Here is a 21,261-nt window from a genome sequence, read left to right as displayed (position 1 = left end):
AAAACTACCGTGCCTATGATTTTGTCAAAAAGTGCGTCAAACCGCGCATCAAAAATTGCGATTGTCGGCCTCGCGACTCAGTATCCCGACGCCGATAATCCACAAACCTTCTGGCAAAATCTGTTGGATAAAAAAGACTCTCGCACCCAAATCAGTCGCGAAAAGCTCAATGCCAATCCCGCCGATTACCAAGGTGTTCAGGGGCAATCTGACCGTTTTTACTGTGATAAAGGCGGCTATATCCAACACTTTGAGTTTGATGCCAAGGGTTATCAACTGCCTGAGTCCGCCTTTGACGGGTTAGATGAAAGCTTTTTATGGGCACTCGATTGCAGTCGCAAAGCCCTTCAAGACGCCGGGATTGTCCCAAGCGATACCGTACTGGCGCGCACAGGTATCGTGATGGGAACCTTGTCGTTCCCGACCGCCCGATCCAACGAATTATTTTTGCCTCTGTATCATCAAACCGTTGAAAAGGCGCTGCAAAACAAACTTAACCAAAGCGCTTTTCAACTGACTGATTTTAACCAAGCTCACGCTGGAGAAGCGTTAAACGTCGAGCAAGTATTAATCGTCGCCAATGGCGCCGTTGCCCACACAGCTTCAAAGCTGGTCAGCGATGCACTCGGTTTAGGTGGTACTCAGTTAAGTCTGGACGCCGCCTGCGCTAGCTCGGTTTACGCACTTAAACTCGCCTGCGATTACCTGACCACAGGCAAGGCCGATATGATGCTTGCGGGCGCAGTATCGGGCGCTGATCCCTTCTTTATCAACATGGGATTCTCGATTTTTCACGCCTATCCAGATCACGGTATTTCGGCGCCCTTTGATAGCAACAGCAAAGGCTTATTCGCCGGAGAAGGCGCAGGGGTTTTAGTCTTAAAACGCTTAGAAGATGCCGAGCGCGATGGCGATAACATCTATGCCGTCGTCAGCGGCATTGGTTTGTCGAACGACGGTAAAGGCCAGTTTGTATTAAGCCCCAACAGCAAGGGCCAAGTGCAAGCTTTCGAGCGCGCCTATAGCGCGGCAAACACTCAGCCTGCCAATATCGAAGTGATTGAATGCCACGCCACCGGCACGCCGCTCGGTGATAAGGTCGAACTCGCCTCGATGGAGCGCTTCTTCGAGGACAAACTCGCGGGCTCTGCAGTGCCGCTGATCGGTTCGGCAAAATCTAATCTTGGCCATTTACTCACAGCCGCAGGAATGCCGGGGATCATGAAGATGATTTTTGCCATGCGCTCGGGTCGACTGCCGCCAAGTATTAACTTATCAGCGCCGATATCCTCGCCTAAGGGCTTGTTTAGCGCTAAAAATCTGCCAACAGAATTGCATGCTTGGCCCGATAAAGCCGGCAATGACCGCCGTCACGCAGGTGTTTCCGTGTTTGGTTTTGGCGGCTGTAACGCGCATTTGTTGCTGGAATCCTATGCTGCCAATACAAACAAAAAGAGTGAACACCCCGCAGCTACTGTAAGTTATCAGCACACGCCATTAAATATCATTGGCTTAGCATCGCACTTCGGGCCTTTATCCTCCATTAATGCACTGGATAACACGATAAGCGCAAAGCAGCATGCCTTTATCCCGCTGCCCGCTAAACGCTGGAAAGGCTTAGACAAACACCCTGATATTCTGGCCAACTTTGGTTTAAGCGGAACTGGCCTCGCAGCCGCACCACAGGGCGCGTATATCGACCAGTTCGATTTTGACTTCCTGCGTTTTAAAGTGCCGCCCAATGAAGATGACCGCCTGATCTCCCAGCAACTGCTGCTGATCAAAGTGGCCGATGAAGCGATTCGCGATGCGAACTTAAAGCCCGGCGGCAAGGTTGCTGTATTAGTGGCGATGGAAACAGAGCTTGAATTGCACCAGTTCCGTGGCAGGGTGAACCTGCACACTCAACTGGCAGACAGCCTTAAAAAACAAGGAATAACACTCACACAAGCTGAGTATCTCGCCCTTGAAAAAATCGCCATGGACAGTGTGCTCGATGCCGCCAAACTGAACCAATATACCAGTTTTATTGGCAACATCATGGCGTCACGTATCGCATCCCTTTGGGACTTTAACGGCCCTGCCTTTACCATTTCGGCGGCGGAGCAATCGGTCGCCCGCTGTATCGATGTGGCCGAAAATCTGTTGTCCCAAGAATCCTTAGATGCCGTAGTGATCGCCGCCGTCGATTTAAGCGGCAGTCTAGAGCAAGTCATCCTTAAAAACGCCGTATCGCCAGTGGCATTTACTGCCACTGACGCAGGCTGGAAAGTCGGTGAAGGTGCTGGCGCGTTAGTGCTCACAACAGCGCAATCAAGTGCAGCCCAGCCAAGTAATGCCGCTGACAATGCTAATACCAATAGCAGCTATGGCAACAGTTATGGTCACATCAGCGGCCAAGTATTTGGCGCGATTTGTGACATACAAGGTAATAGCAACACAGCGCGCATTTGCGATGACTTGCTAACCCAAGCCAAGGTGAATAGCAGCCAGATTAGCTTGATTGAAACCAGTATTGCGGTTGAGCAACTTGACGATTCAGAGTTGGTACTCAATACCCTGCTGCCGAGTGTGAACCAGCGCAGCCAAGCCGCTGATACCCTAGGCCACAACTTTGCTGCGGCGGGAATGGCGAGCATGTTGAGCGCGCTGCTTCAGCTTAAAAATCAGGTGCAGCTTAAAAATCAAGCGCAACTTAACAAGCATTCTTCTCAAGCTCAGCAGCACGCGCTCGTTGCCACGTTTAGCCAAGGTAAATGCTCGCAGTTACTGCTCAGCCAAAGTGCCACGCAAGCATACAATTTGCAGCAAAGGCTAGATCAAGACTTAACGCTTTCTGAGCAAAAACACTTAATAAAACAAGTGACACTCGGTGGCCGCGATATCTATCAGCATATTCTGGATACGCCGCTCGCAGGCCTTGATGCTATACAACAAAAAGCCCGAGCCATGACAGCACTGCCAGCGCGCAGCCAACGTAAACATTTGGCCCAAATAGCGAGCAAAGACACGAATAGCTTTGCAACAAGCAGCCCAACCACGGCTCAACAAAAAGAGACATTAAGCAGCATGCCAATTAATGCCCTAAGCACGACCAATAACAACGCCACTCAAGCAGAGCTAAAAGACGCGGCATTTTTAAGCAATCAGCAACTCGCCCGAGAGGCGCATTTAGCCTTTTTGCAAAGTCGCGCTGAAGGCTTGAAACTGGCCGATGCCTTGATGAAAGCCCAGCTTGCCAGCGAGTTAGCCGTCAATGGCCAAGCTGCGCCAGTACAACAGCAAGCCATTGTTCAGGCATCTGCGACAGCGGTTCTTCCACCTCCTGTGCTTTTTCCCAATCATGCAAAAGTGCCTGAGTACACGCCGCCAACACCGATAAGCAAGCCTTGCATTTGGGATTATGCAGATTTAGTCGAGTACGCCGAAGGTAATATTGCTAAAGTATTTGGCCCAGATTACGCCATTATCGACAGCTATTCGCGTCGTGTACGCCTGCCAACGACTGACTATTTGCTGGTATCTCGGGTAACGAAATTAAACGCCCAGATGAACCAATATCAGCCTTGCACTATGACCACGGAATACGACATTCCTGTGGACGCGCCGTATTTGGTCGATGGCCAAATCCCTTGGGCCGTGGCGGTCGAATCGGGTCAATGCGACTTGATGCTGATCAGCTACTTAGGTATCGATTTTGAAAATAAAGGCGAGCGCGTGTATCGCCTGCTCGATTGCACCCTGACCTTCCTTGGCGACTTACCGCGCGGTGGCGACACCCTGCGCTACGATATTTCCATCAATCACTTTGCCCGCAATGGCGATACCTTGTTGTTCTTCTTCTCCTACGAATGTTTCGTGGGCGACAAGCTGATCCTGAAAATGGATGGCGGCTGTGCCGGCTTCTTCACCGATAAAGAGCTGGCCGACGGCAAAGGTGTTATTCACACCGAAGCTGAAATCAAAGCGCGCAACCTTGCCTTGAACAATCCGAATAAGCCGCGCTTTAATCCGCTGCTTAACTGCGCACAAAGCCAATTTGATTACAGCCAAATCCATAAACTGCTCGGCGCCGATATCGGTGGCTGTTTTGGCGGTGCCCATGCGGCGCATCAAGCCCAACACGGTTTGCAGCCCTCTTTATGTTTTGCATCCGAAAAATTCCTGATGATTGAACTGGTCAGCAATCTTGAGGTGCATGGCGGCGCGTGGGGCTTAGGCTCAGTTCAAGGCCATAAGCAGCTCGAAGCTGATCATTGGTATTTCCCGTGTCATTTCAAGGGCGACCAAGTGATGGCGGGATCATTAATGGCCGAAGGCTGTGGTCAATTACTACAATTCTTTATGCTGCATATTGGGATGCACCTCGGTGTAAAAGACGGTCGTTTCCAACCGCTAGAAAATGCGTCACAAAAAGTGCGCTGTCGCGGTCAAGTTTTGCCGCAATCTGGCCTGCTCAGTTATCGCATGGAAATCACCGAAATCGGTATGAGCCCGCGCCCGTATGCTAAGGCGAATATCGATATTTTGCTCAATGGCAAAGTGGTCGTGGATTTCCAAAACCTTGGGGTGATGATCAAAGAAGAAGCCGAATGCACCCGCTACCTCGCGGATAATGCCAACAGCACAGCTAACAATACGACTAGAAATGTAGCTAAAAATGCTGTTTCGGCTGCGCCGCTTGTTTCGACAACACCAACATCCTTAGCGGCGCCGCTAATGGCGCAGCTGCCTGATTTAACTGCGCCAACCAATAAAGGCGTAGTGCCGCTTAAGCATGTGAGCGCACCAGTCGCGCCTGCGGATTCAAAGTATGCTAACCGCGTGCCCGATACCCTACCGTTCACGCCGTACCACATGTTCGAATTTGCCACGGGCGATATCGAAAACTGCTTCGGCCCCGATTTCAGCATCTATCGCGGCCTAATTCCACCGCGCACGCCTTGCGGTGATTTACAGCTGACCACCCGCGTCATTGCCATTGACGGCAAACGTGGCGAACTGAAAAAGCCATCATCTTGCATCGCTGAATACGAAGTGCCTGCAACTGCTTGGTATTACGATAAAAACAGCCATCACGCCGTGATGCCCTATTCTGTGCTGATGGAAATATCACTGCAGCCAAACGGTTTTATCTCGGGCTATATGGGCACCACCTTGGGCTTCCCCGGCCAAGAGCTATTTTTCCGCAACTTGGACGGTAGCGGTAAGCTGCTGCGCCATGTGGATTTACGCGGCAAAACCATAGTGAACGACTCACGTTTATTATCGACTGTGATTGCTGGCAGCAACATCATTCAGAATTTCAGTTTTGAATTAAGCTGCGATGGCGAGCCTTTCTACCAAGGTAAAGCGGTATTTGGTTACTTCAAGGGCGATGCGCTGAAAAACCAACTCGGCATAGACAACGGCAAGACCACACAGCCTTGGCATGTGCAAAATGGTATAGCCGCCGATAGCCAAATCAATCTGTTAGATAAACAGCATCGCAGCTTTAACGCACCAAAAGGTCAGCCGCATTACCGTTTAGCGGGCGGTCAACTTAACTTTATCGACAAGGCCGACATAGTAAAAGCTGGCGGTAAAGCGGGCCTTGGCTATTTATACGCCGAACGCACGATTGACCCGAGTGATTGGTTCTTCCAATTCCACTTCCATCAAGATCCGGTAATGCCAGGCTCCTTAGGGGTTGAAGCCATTATCGAGCTGATGCAAACCTATGCGATTGACCAAGACCTTGGCGCTGGCTTTAAAAATCCAAAATTTGGGCAGATTTTATCGGATATCAAATGGAAATATCGCGGCCAAATTAACCCATTAAACAAGCAGATGTCGCTAGATGTACACATTACCAACGTGACAGACGACAATGGCAAATGCATCATTATGGGCGATGCCAACTTGAGTAAAGATGGCCTGCGGATTTATGAAGTTAAAGATATCGCCATCTGTATTGAAGAAGCCTAGCGAGTTTACGCTGTTAGAAAGACGCTAATCTCGAATAACGAATAACGAATAACAAATAGTTGCGCCGCCTTGGCTATCCACATCACCAAGGCGGCACAAATAACATGAGAACACCTATGACTAGCCATACTCTAGATCAATTCAATAGCAATAACGAAAAACTCAGCCCTTGGCCGTGGCAAGTCAACGATGCAGAGCTGTGCTTTGATATCGACGCATTAAGCAAAAAACTCAAAGATTTAAGCCAAGCCTGTTACTTAGTGAATCACAGTGAAAAAGGCTTAGGCATAGCGCAAACAGCCGAAATCACCACAAGCGACAGCCAAGCGCCACTAGGCTCACACCCCGTCAGCGCCTTTGCGCCCGCCCTTGGCACCCAAAGTTTAGGCGACAGTAATTTTCGCCGCGTACACGGGGTTAAATACGCTTACTACGCTGGCGCTATGGCTAACGGTATTGCCTCTGAAGAACTGGTTATCGCGCTGGGCCAAGCGGGCATTTTGTGTTCGTTTGGCGCGGCGGGGTTAATCCCATCCCGCGTTGAAGCGGCCATTACTCGCATTCAAGCGGCGCTACCCAATGGTCCTTACGCCTTTAATTTAATTCACAGCCCAAGCGAGCCCGCATTAGAGCGCGGCAGTGTTGAGCTGTTCTTAAAACATAAAGTGCGCACGGTCGAAGCCTCGGCATTTTTAGGGTTAACGCCGCAAATCGTCTATTACCGCGCGGCGGGTTTGAGCCGCGACGAACATGGCGACATCGTCATTGGCAACAAAGTCATAGCCAAAATCAGCCGCACCGAAGTCGCGACTAAGTTTATGGAGCCGGCGCCGGCCAAAATCCTCCAGCAATTAGTGAGTGACGGTCTTATCAGCCAAGACCAAATGGCGATGGCATTACTGGTGCCCATGGCAGACGACATCACAGCCGAAGCCGACTCCGGCGGCCATACCGACAATCGTCCACTCGTCACGCTATTACCGACGATTTTGGCGCTTAAAGATGAAATCCAAGCTAAGTATCAATATAAAACGCCCATCCGTGTGGGCGCAGGCGGCGGCGTCGGCACACCCGATGCAGCATTAGCCACCTTCAACATGGGTGCGGCATTCATCGTCACAGGTTCTATCAACCAAGCTTGCGTCGAAGCGGGCGCCAGCGAACACACCCGTAAGTTACTCGCCACCACAGAAATGGCCGATGTGACTATGGCGCCTGCCGCCGATATGTTCGAAATGGGCGTGAAATTACAAGTGGTTAAGCGCGGTACTTTGTTCCCGATGCGCGCCAATAAGCTTTATGAGATCTACACCCGTTACGATTCGATTGATGCCATCCCTGCAGACGAGCGTAAAAAGCTCGAAGAGCAAGTGTTCCGTTCATCACTCGATGATATTTGGGCGGGCACTGTCGCCCACTTTAACGAGCGCGATCCTAAGCAAATCGAGCGTGCACTAGATAACCCAAAACGTAAGATGGCGCTGATTTTCCGCTGGTATTTGGGTCTGTCTAGCCGCTGGTCAAACACAGGCGAAATCGGCCGCGAAATGGATTACCAAATTTGGGCAGGCCCAGCGCTCGGCGCATTTAATGCGTGGGCCAAAGGCAGTTATTTAGATGACTATAAGGCCCGTAATGCGGTGGATTTAGCCAAACATTTAATGGTGGGCGCAGCATATCAATCCCGCATTAACCTGCTGTTATCCCAAGGCGCGAGCATTCCAGTTAGCCTGCAACGCTGGAAACCATTAAATCGTTTTTAAACGTATTTAGCTCATATCATCTTGTATTATAAGATCATAATATCTTCAAGCCGACACAAACTCACAGTGTCGGCTTTTATTTGTCTTTACTTATGGACGACATCAGCTCACAGTCTTTGATTCAACGTATTAGGCTGAAACTCTTACCGAAGCTTAGGTAAAAATTGCCTACCCCTCTTTTAATTCACTCACACCATTTTAAATAAAATGATTTAAATTATATTTAAAATCAATTAACTACTTAAAATTTTTAAAGTTGGCATTAAGATCGCAATCAAGTAAGAGCCATTAGCCGTTACCTTACAAGTGACACAAACGGTCATGAGAAGGATTAATACAAGGGCAGGAGGTTATTATGCTAGGTTGGACATTAGTATTTCTAGTTGTTGCCGTGATTGCCGGGTTGTTAGGATTTGCTGGGATTGCTGGCGCAGCGGCGGGAATAGCGAAAATCATTTTCTTCATATTTATTGTGTTATTAGTGATTTCTCTGCTGATCAATGCCCTTAAGGGTAAATCACCGCGACTATAATTTTTTTTAGAAAAGGAGATAGATATGAAACCATTTACCCTGATGACAAGTGCAGCATTCGCATTATTACTCGCCCTAGGTTTAACGGCCTGTAGTGATAACAAAGCCGAAGACGCGGGCGAAAAAATCGATGAAGTAATGACTGATACAGGTAACGCCATCGAAGATGCCTGTGAAGAAGTCAAAGAAGGTGTTAAAGCTAAAGATACTAAGTGCTAAACAAACCTGACTTTAGGGTGGCAATAGACTCGTCTACTGCCACCCTTTTGGTTTAGACTCGCTCATTTCTGCATCTCTCATCTCGACATCTATCCATTCAAGTGCAACGATTTTAACCAAGAACAATGGCATTGGAGGACTTGCATGCTAACGAAGATCCACATCAAATATTTGTACACTGCAGGTGCAGTATTGTTAGCCTATTTTGCAGTAACAGACACTTCTCCCCTGCTCACTTTCATTTGTGCATGGACAAGTCTGTCACTGTTTTTAGTCGGTTCCGCCTATTGGTTTAATCTCGCCAGTATTTTTAGAAAACGCCAAGATGGCACTATTCCTTGGTATATTCGTTGGGGTTTTATTCCCTTTTTATTAGGCTGTCGACTCTATAACCACTGGGCCAGAAAATACGATTCAGTACCGCCCATGCAAAGGATTGATGAACATCTGTATCTCGGCTGTAGACTCTTTTCCGCAGATCTGGAAAAGATTAAAGCCAATAAGATCACTGCCATTCTGGATGTCACCGCTGAATTTGATGGCTTAGATTGGTCGCAATTTGAAGATCATATCGAGTATTTAAATATTCCCATCCTCGACCATAGCGTACCGACCAGCGCCCAACTCAATCAAGCTGTTAACTGGCTGCACCGCCAAGTGCGCGCCAATAAACAGGTACTCATTCACTGTGCTATGGGTCGTGGCCGCTCAGTGCTGGTACTCGCCGCTTATTTGGTTTGTAAAGATAAACAACAGTACTTCGCCGAAGTACTGCAACAGATAAAGCAAATCCGCAAAACCGCTGGCTTAAACAAATGGCAATTACGCGCGCTCGATCGCATGCTTAGTCAAGGGAAAATTAACATCCACAAAGTGGCGTGGATTATCGCCAACCCAGTTTCTGGTGGCGGGAAATGGCAAGAATACAGCGAGCAAATCCAAGATGAACTCAAAGCCTATTTTGACCTGACTTTAAAACTCACAACAGCAGACGAAACCGCAAATGTCTTCGCCGAGCAAGCCCGTAATGCAGGCGCTGATATCATTATCGCCTGTGGTGGCGATGGTACTGTGACTGAAGTGGCCTCTCAAATCGTTGATACGGATATCGTCTTAGGCATCATTCCTCTTGGCACAACTAATGCTCTCAGCCATGCCCTCTTTGGTTTAGGCAGTAAGCTTATTCCTATCTCTCAGGCGCTGGATAATATTATTCAAGGGCATTGCCAAGCCATTGATACCGCGCGTTGTAATGAGGCGTTAGTGTTGTTGCTTGTGGGCATAGGGTTTGAGCAACAAATGATTGAATCCGCAAACCGTGAGCGTAAAAATGCTCTCGGCCAGTTTGCCTACCTCGATGGCTTATGGCGCGCAGTGAATGCCGATATCACTTTAACCATCCAGCTCAGCTTAGATGATGCAAAACCCACAACATTGACGACCCATAGCCTAATCGTTGCCAATGCCGCACCGTTTACCAGCGTGTTGGCGCAGGGCGATGGCGAACCAAACATGACCGACGGTTTGCTCGACATTACTTGGCTGGATGCTGGCGATGAACCCAAAGAGCAGTTGCTTAGCCTCGCTGAATTAGCGATTGCGGGATGGGTAAAAGAAGGCAATAAGAGTGTGCGAGATCAACAAGCGAGTGCAAGTAAAGTCCATCATGCCCATGCTAAAAAGGTCACTATCAGTAGCCAGCCTAAGTGTAAATATGTGATTGATGGTGAAGTATTTGAGCCAGCGGATCTCACTATAGAAGTCCAGCCAGCATCTCTTAAAGTGTTTGTTCCTTATCAGGAAACCACTGAGCAAGATGAGTGATCGTTGTGGAGGACATCCAGCCTAACTTTTTAGGCTGGATGACTGAGCATTTATAGAACGAACAAAAAATATAAAATATTCAACAAAATAAATATAACCAGCAGAACCAGTACCCGCATGAAATTAAATTCGCTACCTTTGGGAAGTGATTTTTGAGTGGTGTTACTAAAATCCTGAAATTTACAGTCTATTGCCTGCGCGCATTGCTGTAGAACTTGTTGTAATTCCTTTCTATCAGTACTGTCACCCAATATCAATTGAGCACCGTTGGGCTGGTGCAATTCTAAATAAGCCAGATAATGTTGGACAGTATCTTCCGCTTGGCGATTGCGGCTGATCTGATGCCAGCGGGTGATTTGCAGCTGATAAAGTTGCACTGCTTTGATGTCCGAAAAGGCATAGGAACGCCACCGCCACAATCCCATATACCTCCCATTGAAGAAACCTTTACCGAGCCACAATTGCTGTTGCTCAGCATCTAACCAACACTGTTGCCGAACAAACGCAGTCGGTAACACGGGTAACAATAGAAACAGTGTTACCCAGCCGAGAACGAGCTGTAGTATCGGATCGGGTTGTAAATAGGTTGCTCTGGCGCAGAGTAAACCAAGCAGTAATAACCCAGCAGCAAACAGCCATAATAGAGGTCGGTACTGAGTACTCAGAGTTTGAATATAAAATGCATTTTTAGAAGGTTGATTGAGTTTCACTGAACTTGTTCCTTGTTCCTTGTTCCTTGTTCCAAAAATTATCTCACCATTCAATATTGACCTGTGCCAGTCACAATAAGAGGCATTGATAGTTTGCACAATCAACACCTAACTCATTTCTAGACGCTTTCGAGTTAAACCAAAGACTTACATCAACGTAAATAACAGTTGCGATATAACTCATACTGCAAATATAAGCTGCAACTTTGCAGTTGCAGCTAAGGTGTTATTGACCCGCAGCAGTATCCTCACCGGTCCAGAGTCGCATGATGCGGTAAGGCGGTTTGGCTGTTTCGGCTTTTCCATTAAAGGCTTTTGCTTTATGCAATTGATTCACTGAAATATATAACCAGCCTGTTTCACCAAATTGCACACTATCTGGAAAATCCAGTAGTGGAGAACTGACCGCTGTTGTTAGTGTGCCTTTGTTATCTAGCATGGAAATGGCATTGTGGTTCAAATTGGTAAAGTAATGATTACCTTGTTTGGACGTTGCTGCGCCATCTGATACTGGCTTGGCTCCGACTAATTTTACCGTGGCGATAATTTTATCATTATTGCCTGTTTGTAAAGCCGCAGTCGATAACTGATACCAGTGAGTGCCATTCATTGCACCATAATAGAGTGTACTTCCGTCGGCAGATAAACTGATTGGATTGACCGCTACACTGGCAACTTTGCCATTAAACAATGTTGTTTTGTTATCTATGTTCATTACTGCATCCGTTTCAGCCTGCAGCGAGCTATGACCTGAAAAACGTATTGTATGACCATCGTCGATACGCACCGCTAAGAGGCCAGGGTTGGCGATATCGGCTAAATAAATCCAGCCTTTTTGAGAGTCGACCACCAGATCCTGCATAAAGCTGCCTTTAGGCGCGAGAGCTTGTGGTAGGACGATTTGTTTATATAGACTGCCGTCCTTAATGTTGAATCCCCAAATCCTTGTCTGGCCTAATTCTAACCCCATATCTGCGGTCCAGAGGTGTCCAGCCTTGTCCTGAGCAATACCTAATAAGGTATCAAATTGAGCAGTATTGGCTGCCGATGTTTTTTGCAAATCCATTGAAGGCCAAGCTTTATAAGCGTTGGTCTCACGATTAACTTCAATCAATTGCAAACCTGATGGTGTATCAAATGGATGTATTGTGGCAAAAATCCGACCTTGTGCAGTGACGCTGACATTGCCAGGTCGTATTGGCAATTCAGCGACTGTTTCAAGACTTCCTACTGCTGGGGTGGCGTTTACAAAACTACTGGCTGTCAAAGAAAGCCATAATGCTGTTGTTAATAAGTGTTTCATATTCTATCTCCGCTTTTTCTGTTTAAGGGCTGTAGAATAGGAGTTATTATTTACAAAAAAAAGAGTATAAAACTTAGCTCTGTTTCAATATTAATTTGATAATTAATGTTTATTCAGCAGTCGTTTCACCGGTCTCGACTTGCTGCTCGTACTTGCTGAGCTTGTTGTAGAGGGTTTTAACGCTGATCCCCAGTTGTTCGGCGGTATCCGTTTTATTACCTTGAGTGGTTTCTAGTGCTTGATAAATAGCGATTCTCTCTAAATCATCTAAGCGCATGCCTTGGGGGATAACAACTTGTTCACCACCACATAAACCCACTTCATTCGTCTGAGGTAGCTGTAAATGGCTGGGTAAAATATCCTGATCGGCCAGAATATAGGCTCGCTCAATGGCATGTTTTAATTCACGCACATTCCCTGGCCAAGGATATGCCGCAATCATCTGCGCACTGTCTTCAGCGAGGCTTTTATTCTGCTTTTCGGCCACATTACGATAGGCAAGAAAATGCTGCGCTAGCCCGAGAATATCATCGCCACGTTCCCTTAATGGCGGAACGCGGATAGGGAACTGGGCCAAACGGAAATACAAATCTTCGCGAAATTGCCCAGCCTCTATCGCCACTCTGGGATCACGGTTAGTCGCTGCCACAATACGTACGTTTGCACGTTGCACTTTGTCGCCACCCACAGGACGATACTCGCTATTTTCCAACACTCTGAGTAACTTCACTTGATGATCAATCGGCATTTCGGTGACTTCATCGAGAAACAAGGTCCCGCCTTCAGCCTGTTCAAATACGCCTTTGTGATCGCGATTCGCCCCCGTAAATGCACCTTTGACATGACCAAACAGCTCACTGTCGACCAATTCTGGGCTTAATGCACCACAGTTAATCGCAATAAAAGGCTCGTTCACCCTAGGGCTGGCAAGATGTATGGTATTAGCAACCAGTTCTTTCCCTACCCCACTTTCCCCAATAATCAGCACATTACTGCCTGTCGCAGAGACGCGACGAATAGTGCGATATAGCTTGTGCATAGGAGCTGATGAACCAACAAGCAAACCGTATTGGTCTAGCTCGCTAGCAAAAGGATGCAGTCGATTAGGCGATGATGCTAAATACTGTGCAAAATCAGCAAAAATTTCGCTGATTAGCGGCATATCGTAAGGTTTGCGAAAGTGGTAACCAGCAAAATGAGACATTAACTGATCAAGATTAGGGTTTGGCTGACCGTCGGAGAGAAAAATAAACTCAATATTTGACATGGCCGCATTATCCAGCAGCACAAGGTAATCTTCTCGACTAAGACTGGATAACTCAATAATGGCAACATCGACGTGATTTGCCCCTAGCTGCTCTATCCAAGGCAAGTCATCGACACTGCGTAGCTTATTAAAGTCTGCAGCGCCAGCAAGTTCGATGATTGCTTGCTCGGCGCCAACATCCTGCAAGTGATAAAAAAGTGTCAGTCGAGCCATGCGTATCTACTCCCTGTATGAAAAACTACTGTATGTCAGCCATGAAATTTTAACAACAGCAACGGTAATAGTTGCCGATGTTCTAAGATGATATCTCGATGAACTGAGAATATCAGTCTAAAAATCAGCCTGTTAAAATATCATTAAAAACGAGAACAGAATATGCATGGTAGCTGAACGAAACAAAATCAGTTTACCCAAGCAGTTAAACAATCTATGTCGAACACTGGCATTAGGAGGCCCATAATGAAGTCTAATGTTGTGCAACATCAGACTGATATCCGCGCCGATATCATGTTGATCGATGAAATCATCAAGCTGAATCAGGAAGGACTCACATTTTACAACCAAGCGAGGAGGTATGTCGAAGACTATAATCTTAAGCGTGTTTTTTCCGCCAAAGCTAACATCCACCAACGAATGTTAACTCGGTTTGAACAGCTGAGACGTTTGGCTGACGAGCCAATTAATGGCCTAAGTCACACCGTGCCCGTCACTTATACTCAAGCAACAGAATTGCTGCAACAGTGCCAAATTTCGCAGGCAATGACCGCTCTTGTCGACATAGAGCAGCAAGTGCTAATCCAAATAAAACAAGCAGTAAGGCAAGCGCATCAGCCACAACTTGCAAACCAACTTGCAGAGGGTGCCGCTTGGCTGCAAATGAGTTACGACGGTACGGGATCGCTCAATCACCATTAATTCCCTGTCGCTAAGTGAGCCATATTTAACCGACTCCCCTCCACTTTTACTACAGACATAATACCGCACTGATGAGTGCGGTTTTTTATGCTCGAATGATGGCTCAGCATGCCAGAAAAAATTACATTTTGTCGGTAAAAAAGACCGACCTAAAGGAAAATGCCAAGGTATAAAAACGCCAGAAAAAACAATTTAAACATTAAAAATCATTACCTTAAAAACATTGGCACGATTGGCGCATTATCTAGCTTCGAGAAAACAACGGAGGATATGATTATGAAAACTACAACAGCATCAGTACTAGTGGCTTTACTTGTCGGTTCAATCAGTTTAAATGTGGCCGCCGCCCAAGATTGGAAAGGCGGAACCAAGGATGCGTGGATCGATGGTAAAGCAGAAACCACTTTACTGCTCAACACGAATCTCAATTCCTTCGACATCATTACAGATGTCAAAGATGGTAAAGTGACATTAACAGGTAAAGTGGAAAGCAGTGTGGATAAAGCCCTCGCCACAGAGCTCATCAAGAGCTTAGATGGGGTGAAAGATGTCGATAACCAACTCACTGTGATGAATGAAAAAGAAGGCACCAGTGAAGTTGTTGCCACCTTAACTGACTCTAAAGTTGCCACAGTCATCAAAACGCGTTTACTGTTTTCAACTGACGTATCCGGCACCCAAATTAATGTGGATGTTGCCAATGGCATAGTCACATTGAAAGGTGAAGTTGCCAGCGATGCCGAACGTCAACTAGCACTGAAAATTGCCGAAAATACCGACGATGTGAAAAAGGTCGTTGATAAAATTAAAGTTGTTAAAAAAGTGTCTTAACTCTCGCGACAACGGCATTTTTTAAATTAAACGTATTTTAAGTAACAGCACGCCGATCTAGACTCAAGGTTCGATAGTGCTTTATGAAAAAGAATCAAAAAACCAGCCTCGGCTGGTTTTTTTATGTCCATTTTCAGACTCAATCGAAAAGACTTACTCGCTTAAATTAAGAAGGGTGAATTAAGATGACTCGAATGATCATAAAGGAGAAGAGTTACAGAAAACTGAGCTAAAACGCAGGCGTTATTCAAGCTTCAAAGTCAAACTAAGCTTCAAAGCCAAACTGGAATGCATAAAAATGTTGGCCATTCTCAATATTGATGGTCATAGTGCCAGTTAACCCCTGCAACTCCCCCGCCCCAGAATGGGGTATCACTTCTAAGATCAGACGATTTTGTCCATCGGTCATAATGCCAAAATGTTGTAATACGAAACTGCCCTGCTTACCGCACAAATTACCAACCACTTGTTCAATGGCCACATAGCCAGCTGAGCCCTTGACTGACGTCATAGCACTGAGCATTTCCCCCTTGCTGCGACCCTCAAGCTCACCATAAAAGGTTTTATCTAAGCCCATACGTCCTAACGTCACACCACCAATACCAGTAGCATAGGGGCTATCAGGAGTGAGCTTAACATCAAATTTCCCAGTGATTTTGCTAACTTGCATGACACTCTCCTTGTCGAAATCTTATGCTGACCTATTACCTGCTAACGCTTGCTACTGAAGCAAACATCACCCACAGACCGAAAAACAACTTAGCATAAGCCTACGTAGATCCATAATGGCATTTACACGTTACTTATGTATGCTGGTCTCACTCACTATCATCTCTATGGTTTTGACTATTTCAGGGGTTTCAGACATGGGTTGGTCAGACGCTCTATCACGATAAGTCACAGCAATTTTAAATGGGGCTTCAAAAGGATAAACAGGTTCAATACTATCCACCTCGATTCGATCGCCAAGCATGACACTGCCTAAGTGTTTCAAGCTATTGTGTTTAAAATCCAGATTAAACAATCCAAGATACCAAAATACGCCCGAACCTTGAGTCGTCACAATAAAGGGCGCCACAAAGGGCATAGTTTGCATTTTAGGATCATCTTGAATCGGTGCGTCACTTTGGGTGTCCGGCTCTAGAGCGGGATCGAAATTTAACGGTGTAATGCGCAAGTAATCGAGTAATGCTCGACCTTTTACCTCACCATCTTGGTAATCGCCCATAGCAAACTCTGTTTGCTTGATCTTAATAAAATGTGTCAGTGCAACGGACTTGCCGCCCTCAGGCAGCGTTATTTCAACAGGATTGGCGGTATTTAAGCTAAAGAGTTTAAGCATCACTTCCGATGCATTCGCCACAGGCTTTACCTCAAAAGGTGTCACAGTTTCGATCTCATTCGCCTGAGCCTGAGTTTTTTCATGCGCCATAGCTTCATCGTATTGCATCACCTGTCCATCTTCCATCACCATATAAATATCATCATTGGTCATGTTGAAACGGTAAATACCCGCAGCAAGTAAGGCTAATACCACTAAGGTTGCCGCTATGGTTAATTTTACAAACGTACTCATCTTCTCTCCCCAATCGCGCTCGTTATGCGCTACTTTTCTAACACCGATAAACTTCAAATCAATGTCGGAGCAGTATTACAGATACTGAGTTAAAGCGAAGTGGGTAAAGTGTAAAAAATGCCGCTATTTTGAATTTTGTCAGGCTAAGTTCAGCAACATGCCTTTTACTCGACCAATATGATGGGCCGAGTAAATACTCAGCCCAATACATCACTACTTTTCGTTTTTCCACAAGGCTGGGGTTTGGCTTGGTTGCCAATTGCTTTGGGAGAAATGCGCTTGCACTAAGGAATAGATTTTATCTTGATAGGACACAAACTCAGGTAGTTGATAATTATGCTGATCCTGCCAAGCAGGGGCATAGTTATCTAGCGTATCAAAACGATACCCTTGACGTTGAGCTTCTTCAACAAAACGCTTAATTTTAGGCAAGTTGATGGTTGCACCTTGTCCGCGGTGAGCATTCTCAAACAAGAAGTCGTGGGTCAAGATAACCACTTTCCCGTTATGTAAACCATCACTACAATCTAAGTTCTGCGTACGACTGTTAAGAGGGTTCATTGTGGTGCCCGCACAGGTATTGATCACTTGATTGATTTTATCCACCAGCTCAACCCCATCAGCCATAGATTCAGCGGGAAAAGCCACGCCCCAATCCTCAGGCCCCCAATCAAAGTCCCAACCAAATATTTTATAGTCACTCTCGGCGAGCATGTTTTGAATTTGCACCGCAACTTGCGAACTGTTGGTAGAGGTTTCGGCGGTACAAGCAAAAGCAGGGTCCCAAGGCGGCACAGTATCGGATGTCGCACACAAGCCGTCGCCTTTGAGTTTACTGGTCACTCGCCAACCATTGGTGTAAGGCAAACGTGCCAACTTAGTCATCTTGTTATTGGGATAACTGGCGGCATTAGGAATAAGTTCAACCACTTTGGCCGTGTTCGTCACAAAATAGGTGAAATCGGTGGCCGCATCTTGATAGGATTTTACCGGCCAGAGTCCAACTTGATTACAATATGCCGCCCCAGATTGCACGCCATCAGTGCAGTTATGCAGCATATGATCGTAACTGTGGTTTGCCAGAATATGACCATCGTCTAGCAAACGTTGTAGGGCGACAGCCGCTAACGCCTCGTTTTCATCCCCTTCGCCATACATATGAAACGCATTAATAAAGAACGTCGCCTTAATATTGGCATCCTTTAACGCATCTAACAGCCCTAAGGTCGCGTCAATTGGACCATCATCAAAGGTAAGGTAAATGGTTTTATCGCTGGCGTGGGCAAGACTTACGCTCGCTAAACAGAGTCCAACTGCGGCGGCTATCGATTTCAGTTTCATGATCTCATCCTATAGATAATGTTTGAGGCTAATGATTAAAAAGCAATGAGTTAACGCCCATGCATCTCAATTCGCACACAGTCTCGCACTCATTCGCTCGGCTTATCTATAGTGAGTAATCTAGCCAGCGTTAGTTATACCATCCTAGCAACAAGCCATACTTTTCTACGCTAAGTCGATAAATCTCCCATCACCACTCAAGTTGAAATCACCGCCGCCCTCGCGTTAAACACAATAGAAAAATACCAATCCTAGTGTGAAAAGTACCGCATCAACAATTCGATAACAGGTAAGTTAACTGGGGAAAAAAACAACATAAAAGCACTACAGGGATGCAATAACATGTCAGAAGGTCAACTATTTAAGAGCTCTTTGCTCGCATTATGTATCGCTAACGCCTTGTTCGGGATGAGCTCAACCGCAGTCGCGGCGGAGCAACAAGAGGCAACTGCAGAAAATATTGAGGTAATCCAAGTACGCGGCATACGTCGCTCGATTGAAGCCTCAATGAATACCAAACGCTTCGCCGATTCCACGGTCGATGCCATCACCTCGGAAGATATAGGTAAGTTTCCAGATAAAAACATCGGTGATGCACTGCAGCGCATTTCTGGGGTGACGGTCGATAGGCAATACGGTGAAGTGAGTGGGGTCACCATTCGTGGTACAGCGCCAGAACAGAGTCGTATTTTGCTGAACGGTCAAACCGTTGCGAGCACCTCTTGGTATGATCTTGGTCCTGCCACTCGTACCTTCAACATGGAATTATTGTCAGCCGAGCAAGTCAGTGCGGTTGAAGTCCACAAAACGCCAACCGCTAGCCTTGAAGAAGGTGCGCTGGGCGGCACTGTCGATCTAAAAACCCGTAAGCCCTTAGATCTCGATGCTCACACTTACCAAGTGGCGGGTGAGTTGAGCCAAAGCAGCCTGTACGATGAAACAGATCCGAGTGGATCTTTCGTCGGAAGCTGGAAAAATGACGATGAAAAATTTGGTATTTTAGGCGCTTACTCAGTAGAAAAACTCACCAGTGGTCGGCATGTATTAGAATCGCTCAGCGGTTATTATGAATACTTCGCTGCCGATCCTGCACAAGACCAAGAATCAACTGTCGGGGCGTGGGGGATTGGCTCACAGGCATTTAGGGCCGAACGCGAACGGACCAGTGCCCAAGTCACACTGCAATTTGCACCGACTGAAAAAACAGAGTTCACCTTAGATTACTTTAATTTTGAACTCGATATCCCCCACGTAAACCATAACTTCTTAACCGTTGGCGCCCGCGGTTCGGGCTCCACCAACGTAGTAAATAACGCCCAAGGCGGCACAGCATCGGCAACAATTCTGCCAGCGTATGCGTCGATTATTTATAACCCTGTGGTACGCCACGCGGTTAATATGAAGTCTGACGTACTCAACTTAACCGGAAAATACGTCGGGGACAGTTTCACCCTTAGCGGCGTCATTGGCCAATCGACCTCAGATGGCGGCACCCAAGGCGGCTCATCTTCTTGGTGGATCCCCGCGACGGATCAAGGCGGCAAAATTGGCGATCCCGCCTTCCCTAATGGTCAAGGCAGTGTCGATGGTGGCTTTAGTTACGATGCCACAGGTCCCTATCAAGTGATGCTCACGAGCCTAGATGCCAACGATGCTAGCCAGTTCAAACATGCGCAGGAAGCCAACTACGAAACCACAGTGCAAGATCATAGAGTCACCTACGCCCAGTCTGACTTCGAATATCAACTCGAGCATGATTTTATTAATAAAATTGCAGTCGGGATTAAGTACAACACCAGTGATTTCGAGCGCAATGCCTTCAATCGTAACCCCGCAGAAATCCTAGGTTTCGTGCCTAATGGCAACCTAGCCAACTGGAGCGATGGCGTACTGTCTGGCCTGCATTCCCAGAGCGGCGGCAATGTGCTCGACTCCTATGCCAAGTTAGATGAAGACAAATGGTGGGCGTTTATCAGCGAGAAATACGCCAATGGCGAGTTAGTGGAAGTCGCCGATCTCGGTAACACCTTCACTGTCGAAGAGGATATGTTGGCCCTGTACGCCCAAGCGGATTTCAGCGGCGAATTCTACCGTGGTAACTTTGGCGTGCGCTACGTTAACACTGACCAAACTTCAACCGGTTTTGCCGATGGCAAACCCTACAATGAATCCGTTAATTACGATAATTGGTTACCGAGTATCAACGTCGCCTTCGATCTGCAAGAAGATTTAATCCTACGCGCCTCGGCCTCTGCTGTGATGGCACGTAACAACTACAGCGATCTTAAACCTGGGTTAGCGATAGCGAAAAACTTTGGTACTGCGACCGGCGGTAATCCAAATTTAAAACCCTATAAGGCGAATCAAGCCGATCTTGGCATCGAATGGTACTTCACTGAATCTTCTATGCTGTCGGCGGCCTTGTTCTACAAAGATATTGATAACGTAGTGTTTGTCACTGAGTCGACGCAATATATCGAAGGTTGCGGCGCGTCAGAATCCGAGTGGGATAAATGCCGTGTCACAGCCCCAGCCAACGGCGGTAGCGGCTCAGTGACTGGGCTTGAAATCCAGCTACAACATAACTTTGAAAGCGGTTTTGGCTTCTTAACCAACTACACCTATGTGGACAGTAAGAGCACGCGCCCCGATGGCACCGAGCAGATGATTGAAGGTGTGTCAGAAAACTCCTTCAACGGCTCACTCTTCTACGAAGATGATCTGTTCAGCGCCCGTATCGCCTATAACTGGCGTTCAGAATACTTAGGCGTAGGTAACATTCAAAACGTGTTAAACGACAGCTATCAACAAGTGGATGCCTCGATTATTTGGCATGCAATGGAGAACTTAGATATTTCACTCGAAGGGGTTAACTTAACCAATGAAGTGGTGCAATCCTATGATGTTAAATACGGATTGACGCAAAATACCATCGAATTTGGTTCACGTTATTTCGTCGGTGCCAGCTATAAATTCTAAACTTAAGTCACAGCATAGCCGACCTTAGGGTCGG

At 46.8% G+C, this 21,261-nt stretch carries 14 protein-coding genes; 8 read left to right on the top strand and 6 right to left on the bottom strand.

Going from position 1 to position 21,261, the window contains the following annotated elements:
- Window positions 1–15 precede the first annotated feature (15 nt).
- From L5M29_RS01360 to L5M29_RS01340, 5 genes are all read left to right on the top strand, one after another.
- Window positions 16–5,967, top strand: coding sequence for a beta-ketoacyl synthase N-terminal-like domain-containing protein (locus L5M29_RS01360; RefSeq protein ID WP_263166092.1), 5,952 nt, complete (start codon window positions 16–18; stop codon window positions 5,965–5,967).
- Between the two features lie 116 nt (window positions 5,968–6,083).
- The gene (pfaD, locus tag L5M29_RS01355) at window positions 6,084–7,730 is read left to right on the top strand and encodes an eicosapentaenoate synthase subunit PfaD (protein WP_263166091.1); all 1,647 of its coding nucleotides are present in this window, start codon (window positions 6,084–6,086) and stop codon (window positions 7,728–7,730) included.
- A 355-nt stretch (window positions 7,731–8,085) separates the two neighbouring features.
- Complete coding sequence (locus tag L5M29_RS01350; protein WP_028760636.1) at window positions 8,086–8,262, top strand: DUF1328 family protein; 177 nt, start codon at window positions 8,086–8,088, stop codon at window positions 8,260–8,262.
- A 24-nt stretch (window positions 8,263–8,286) separates the two neighbouring features.
- Complete coding sequence (locus L5M29_RS01345; protein ID WP_028760637.1) at window positions 8,287–8,481, top strand: hypothetical protein; 195 nt, start codon at window positions 8,287–8,289, stop codon at window positions 8,479–8,481.
- Window positions 8,482–8,625: 144 nt separating this feature from the next.
- A complete protein-coding gene (locus L5M29_RS01340) occupies window positions 8,626–10,305 on the top strand; it encodes a diacylglycerol kinase family protein (protein ID WP_263165789.1) in 1,680 nt (559 codons plus the stop codon).
- A gap of 50 nt (window positions 10,306–10,355) precedes the next feature.
- On the opposite strand, the gene L5M29_RS01335 is transcribed toward L5M29_RS01340, so the two are convergent.
- From L5M29_RS01335 to L5M29_RS01325, 3 genes are all read right to left on the bottom strand, one after another.
- Window positions 10,356–11,015 (bottom strand): hypothetical protein, encoded by a 660-nt coding sequence (locus tag L5M29_RS01335; protein ID WP_263165787.1) that lies wholly within the window; start codon window positions 11,013–11,015, stop codon window positions 10,356–10,358.
- A gap of 226 nt (window positions 11,016–11,241) precedes the next feature.
- Window positions 11,242–12,318 carry a major royal jelly family protein gene (locus L5M29_RS01330; RefSeq protein ID WP_263165786.1) on the bottom strand — a complete coding sequence of 359 codons (1,077 nt, stop codon included), beginning with the start codon at window positions 12,316–12,318 and terminating at the stop codon, window positions 11,242–11,244.
- Between the two features lie 109 nt (window positions 12,319–12,427).
- Window positions 12,428–13,798, bottom strand: coding sequence for a sigma-54 interaction domain-containing protein (locus tag L5M29_RS01325; RefSeq protein WP_263165784.1), 1,371 nt, complete (start codon window positions 13,796–13,798; stop codon window positions 12,428–12,430).
- Window positions 13,799–14,044: 246 nt separating this feature from the next.
- On the opposite strand from L5M29_RS01325, the gene L5M29_RS01320 reads away from it, so the two are divergent.
- Together L5M29_RS01320 and L5M29_RS01315 are read left to right on the top strand one after the other, a co-directional pair.
- Window positions 14,045–14,500, top strand: a complete 456-nt coding sequence (locus L5M29_RS01320) for a hypothetical protein (RefSeq protein WP_028760642.1) — start codon at window positions 14,045–14,047, stop codon at window positions 14,498–14,500.
- 276 nt (window positions 14,501–14,776) lie between these two features.
- Window positions 14,777–15,331, top strand: a complete 555-nt coding sequence (locus L5M29_RS01315) for a BON domain-containing protein (RefSeq protein ID WP_105249747.1) — start codon at window positions 14,777–14,779, stop codon at window positions 15,329–15,331.
- Window positions 15,332–15,596: 265 nt separating this feature from the next.
- On the opposite strand, the gene L5M29_RS01310 is transcribed toward L5M29_RS01315, so the two are convergent.
- From L5M29_RS01310 to L5M29_RS01300, 3 genes are all read right to left on the bottom strand, one after another.
- Window positions 15,597–16,001, bottom strand: coding sequence for a DUF3224 domain-containing protein (locus L5M29_RS01310; protein ID WP_113941065.1), 405 nt, complete (start codon window positions 15,999–16,001; stop codon window positions 15,597–15,599).
- A gap of 129 nt (window positions 16,002–16,130) precedes the next feature.
- The gene (locus tag L5M29_RS01305) at window positions 16,131–16,907 is read right to left on the bottom strand and encodes a hypothetical protein (protein WP_263160695.1); all 777 of its coding nucleotides are present in this window, start codon (window positions 16,905–16,907) and stop codon (window positions 16,131–16,133) included.
- A 213-nt stretch (window positions 16,908–17,120) separates the two neighbouring features.
- A complete protein-coding gene (locus tag L5M29_RS01300; RefSeq protein WP_263165782.1) occupies window positions 17,121–18,248 on the bottom strand; it encodes a polysaccharide deacetylase family protein in 1,128 nt (375 codons plus the stop codon).
- A gap of 342 nt (window positions 18,249–18,590) precedes the next feature.
- On the opposite strand from L5M29_RS01300, the gene L5M29_RS01295 reads away from it, so the two are divergent.
- Window positions 18,591–21,227, top strand: coding sequence for a TonB-dependent receptor (locus L5M29_RS01295; protein ID WP_263165780.1), 2,637 nt, complete (start codon window positions 18,591–18,593; stop codon window positions 21,225–21,227).
- Window positions 21,228–21,261: the final 34 nt, after the last annotated feature.

The organism is Shewanella sp. SM95 (assembly GCF_025653595.1).
Lineage (GTDB): Bacteria > Pseudomonadota > Gammaproteobacteria > Enterobacterales > Shewanellaceae > Shewanella > Shewanella oncorhynchi.
Note: the sequence above shows the minus strand (reverse complement) of the source record. Positions and strands in the feature narration are given on the sequence as shown.

Coding starts and splice junctions, on each gene's coding strand:
- L5M29_RS01330 (WP_263165786.1), bottom strand. CDS start 12,318: ATGAAACACTTATTAACAACAGCATTATGGCTTTCTTTGACAGCCAGT.
- L5M29_RS01350 (WP_028760636.1), top strand. CDS start 8,086: ATGCTAGGTTGGACATTAGTATTTCTAGTTGTTGCCGTGATTGCCGGG.
- L5M29_RS01305 (WP_263160695.1), bottom strand. CDS start 16,907: ATGAGTACGTTTGTAAAATTAACCATAGCGGCAACCTTAGTGGTATTA.
- L5M29_RS01320 (WP_028760642.1), top strand. CDS start 14,045: ATGAAGTCTAATGTTGTGCAACATCAGACTGATATCCGCGCCGATATC.
- pfaD (WP_263166091.1), top strand. CDS start 6,084: ATGACTAGCCATACTCTAGATCAATTCAATAGCAATAACGAAAAACTC.
- L5M29_RS01360 (WP_263166092.1), top strand. CDS start 16: ATGATTTTGTCAAAAAGTGCGTCAAACCGCGCATCAAAAATTGCGATT.
- L5M29_RS01310 (WP_113941065.1), bottom strand. CDS start 16,001: ATGCAAGTTAGCAAAATCACTGGGAAATTTGATGTTAAGCTCACTCCT.
- L5M29_RS01325 (WP_263165784.1), bottom strand. CDS start 13,798: ATGGCTCGACTGACACTTTTTTATCACTTGCAGGATGTTGGCGCCGAG.
- L5M29_RS01340 (WP_263165789.1), top strand. CDS start 8,626: ATGCTAACGAAGATCCACATCAAATATTTGTACACTGCAGGTGCAGTA.
- L5M29_RS01295 (WP_263165780.1), top strand. CDS start 18,591: ATGTCAGAAGGTCAACTATTTAAGAGCTCTTTGCTCGCATTATGTATC.
- L5M29_RS01300 (WP_263165782.1), bottom strand. CDS start 18,248: ATGAAACTGAAATCGATAGCCGCCGCAGTTGGACTCTGTTTAGCGAGC.
- L5M29_RS01315 (WP_105249747.1), top strand. CDS start 14,777: ATGAAAACTACAACAGCATCAGTACTAGTGGCTTTACTTGTCGGTTCA.
- L5M29_RS01345 (WP_028760637.1), top strand. CDS start 8,287: ATGAAACCATTTACCCTGATGACAAGTGCAGCATTCGCATTATTACTC.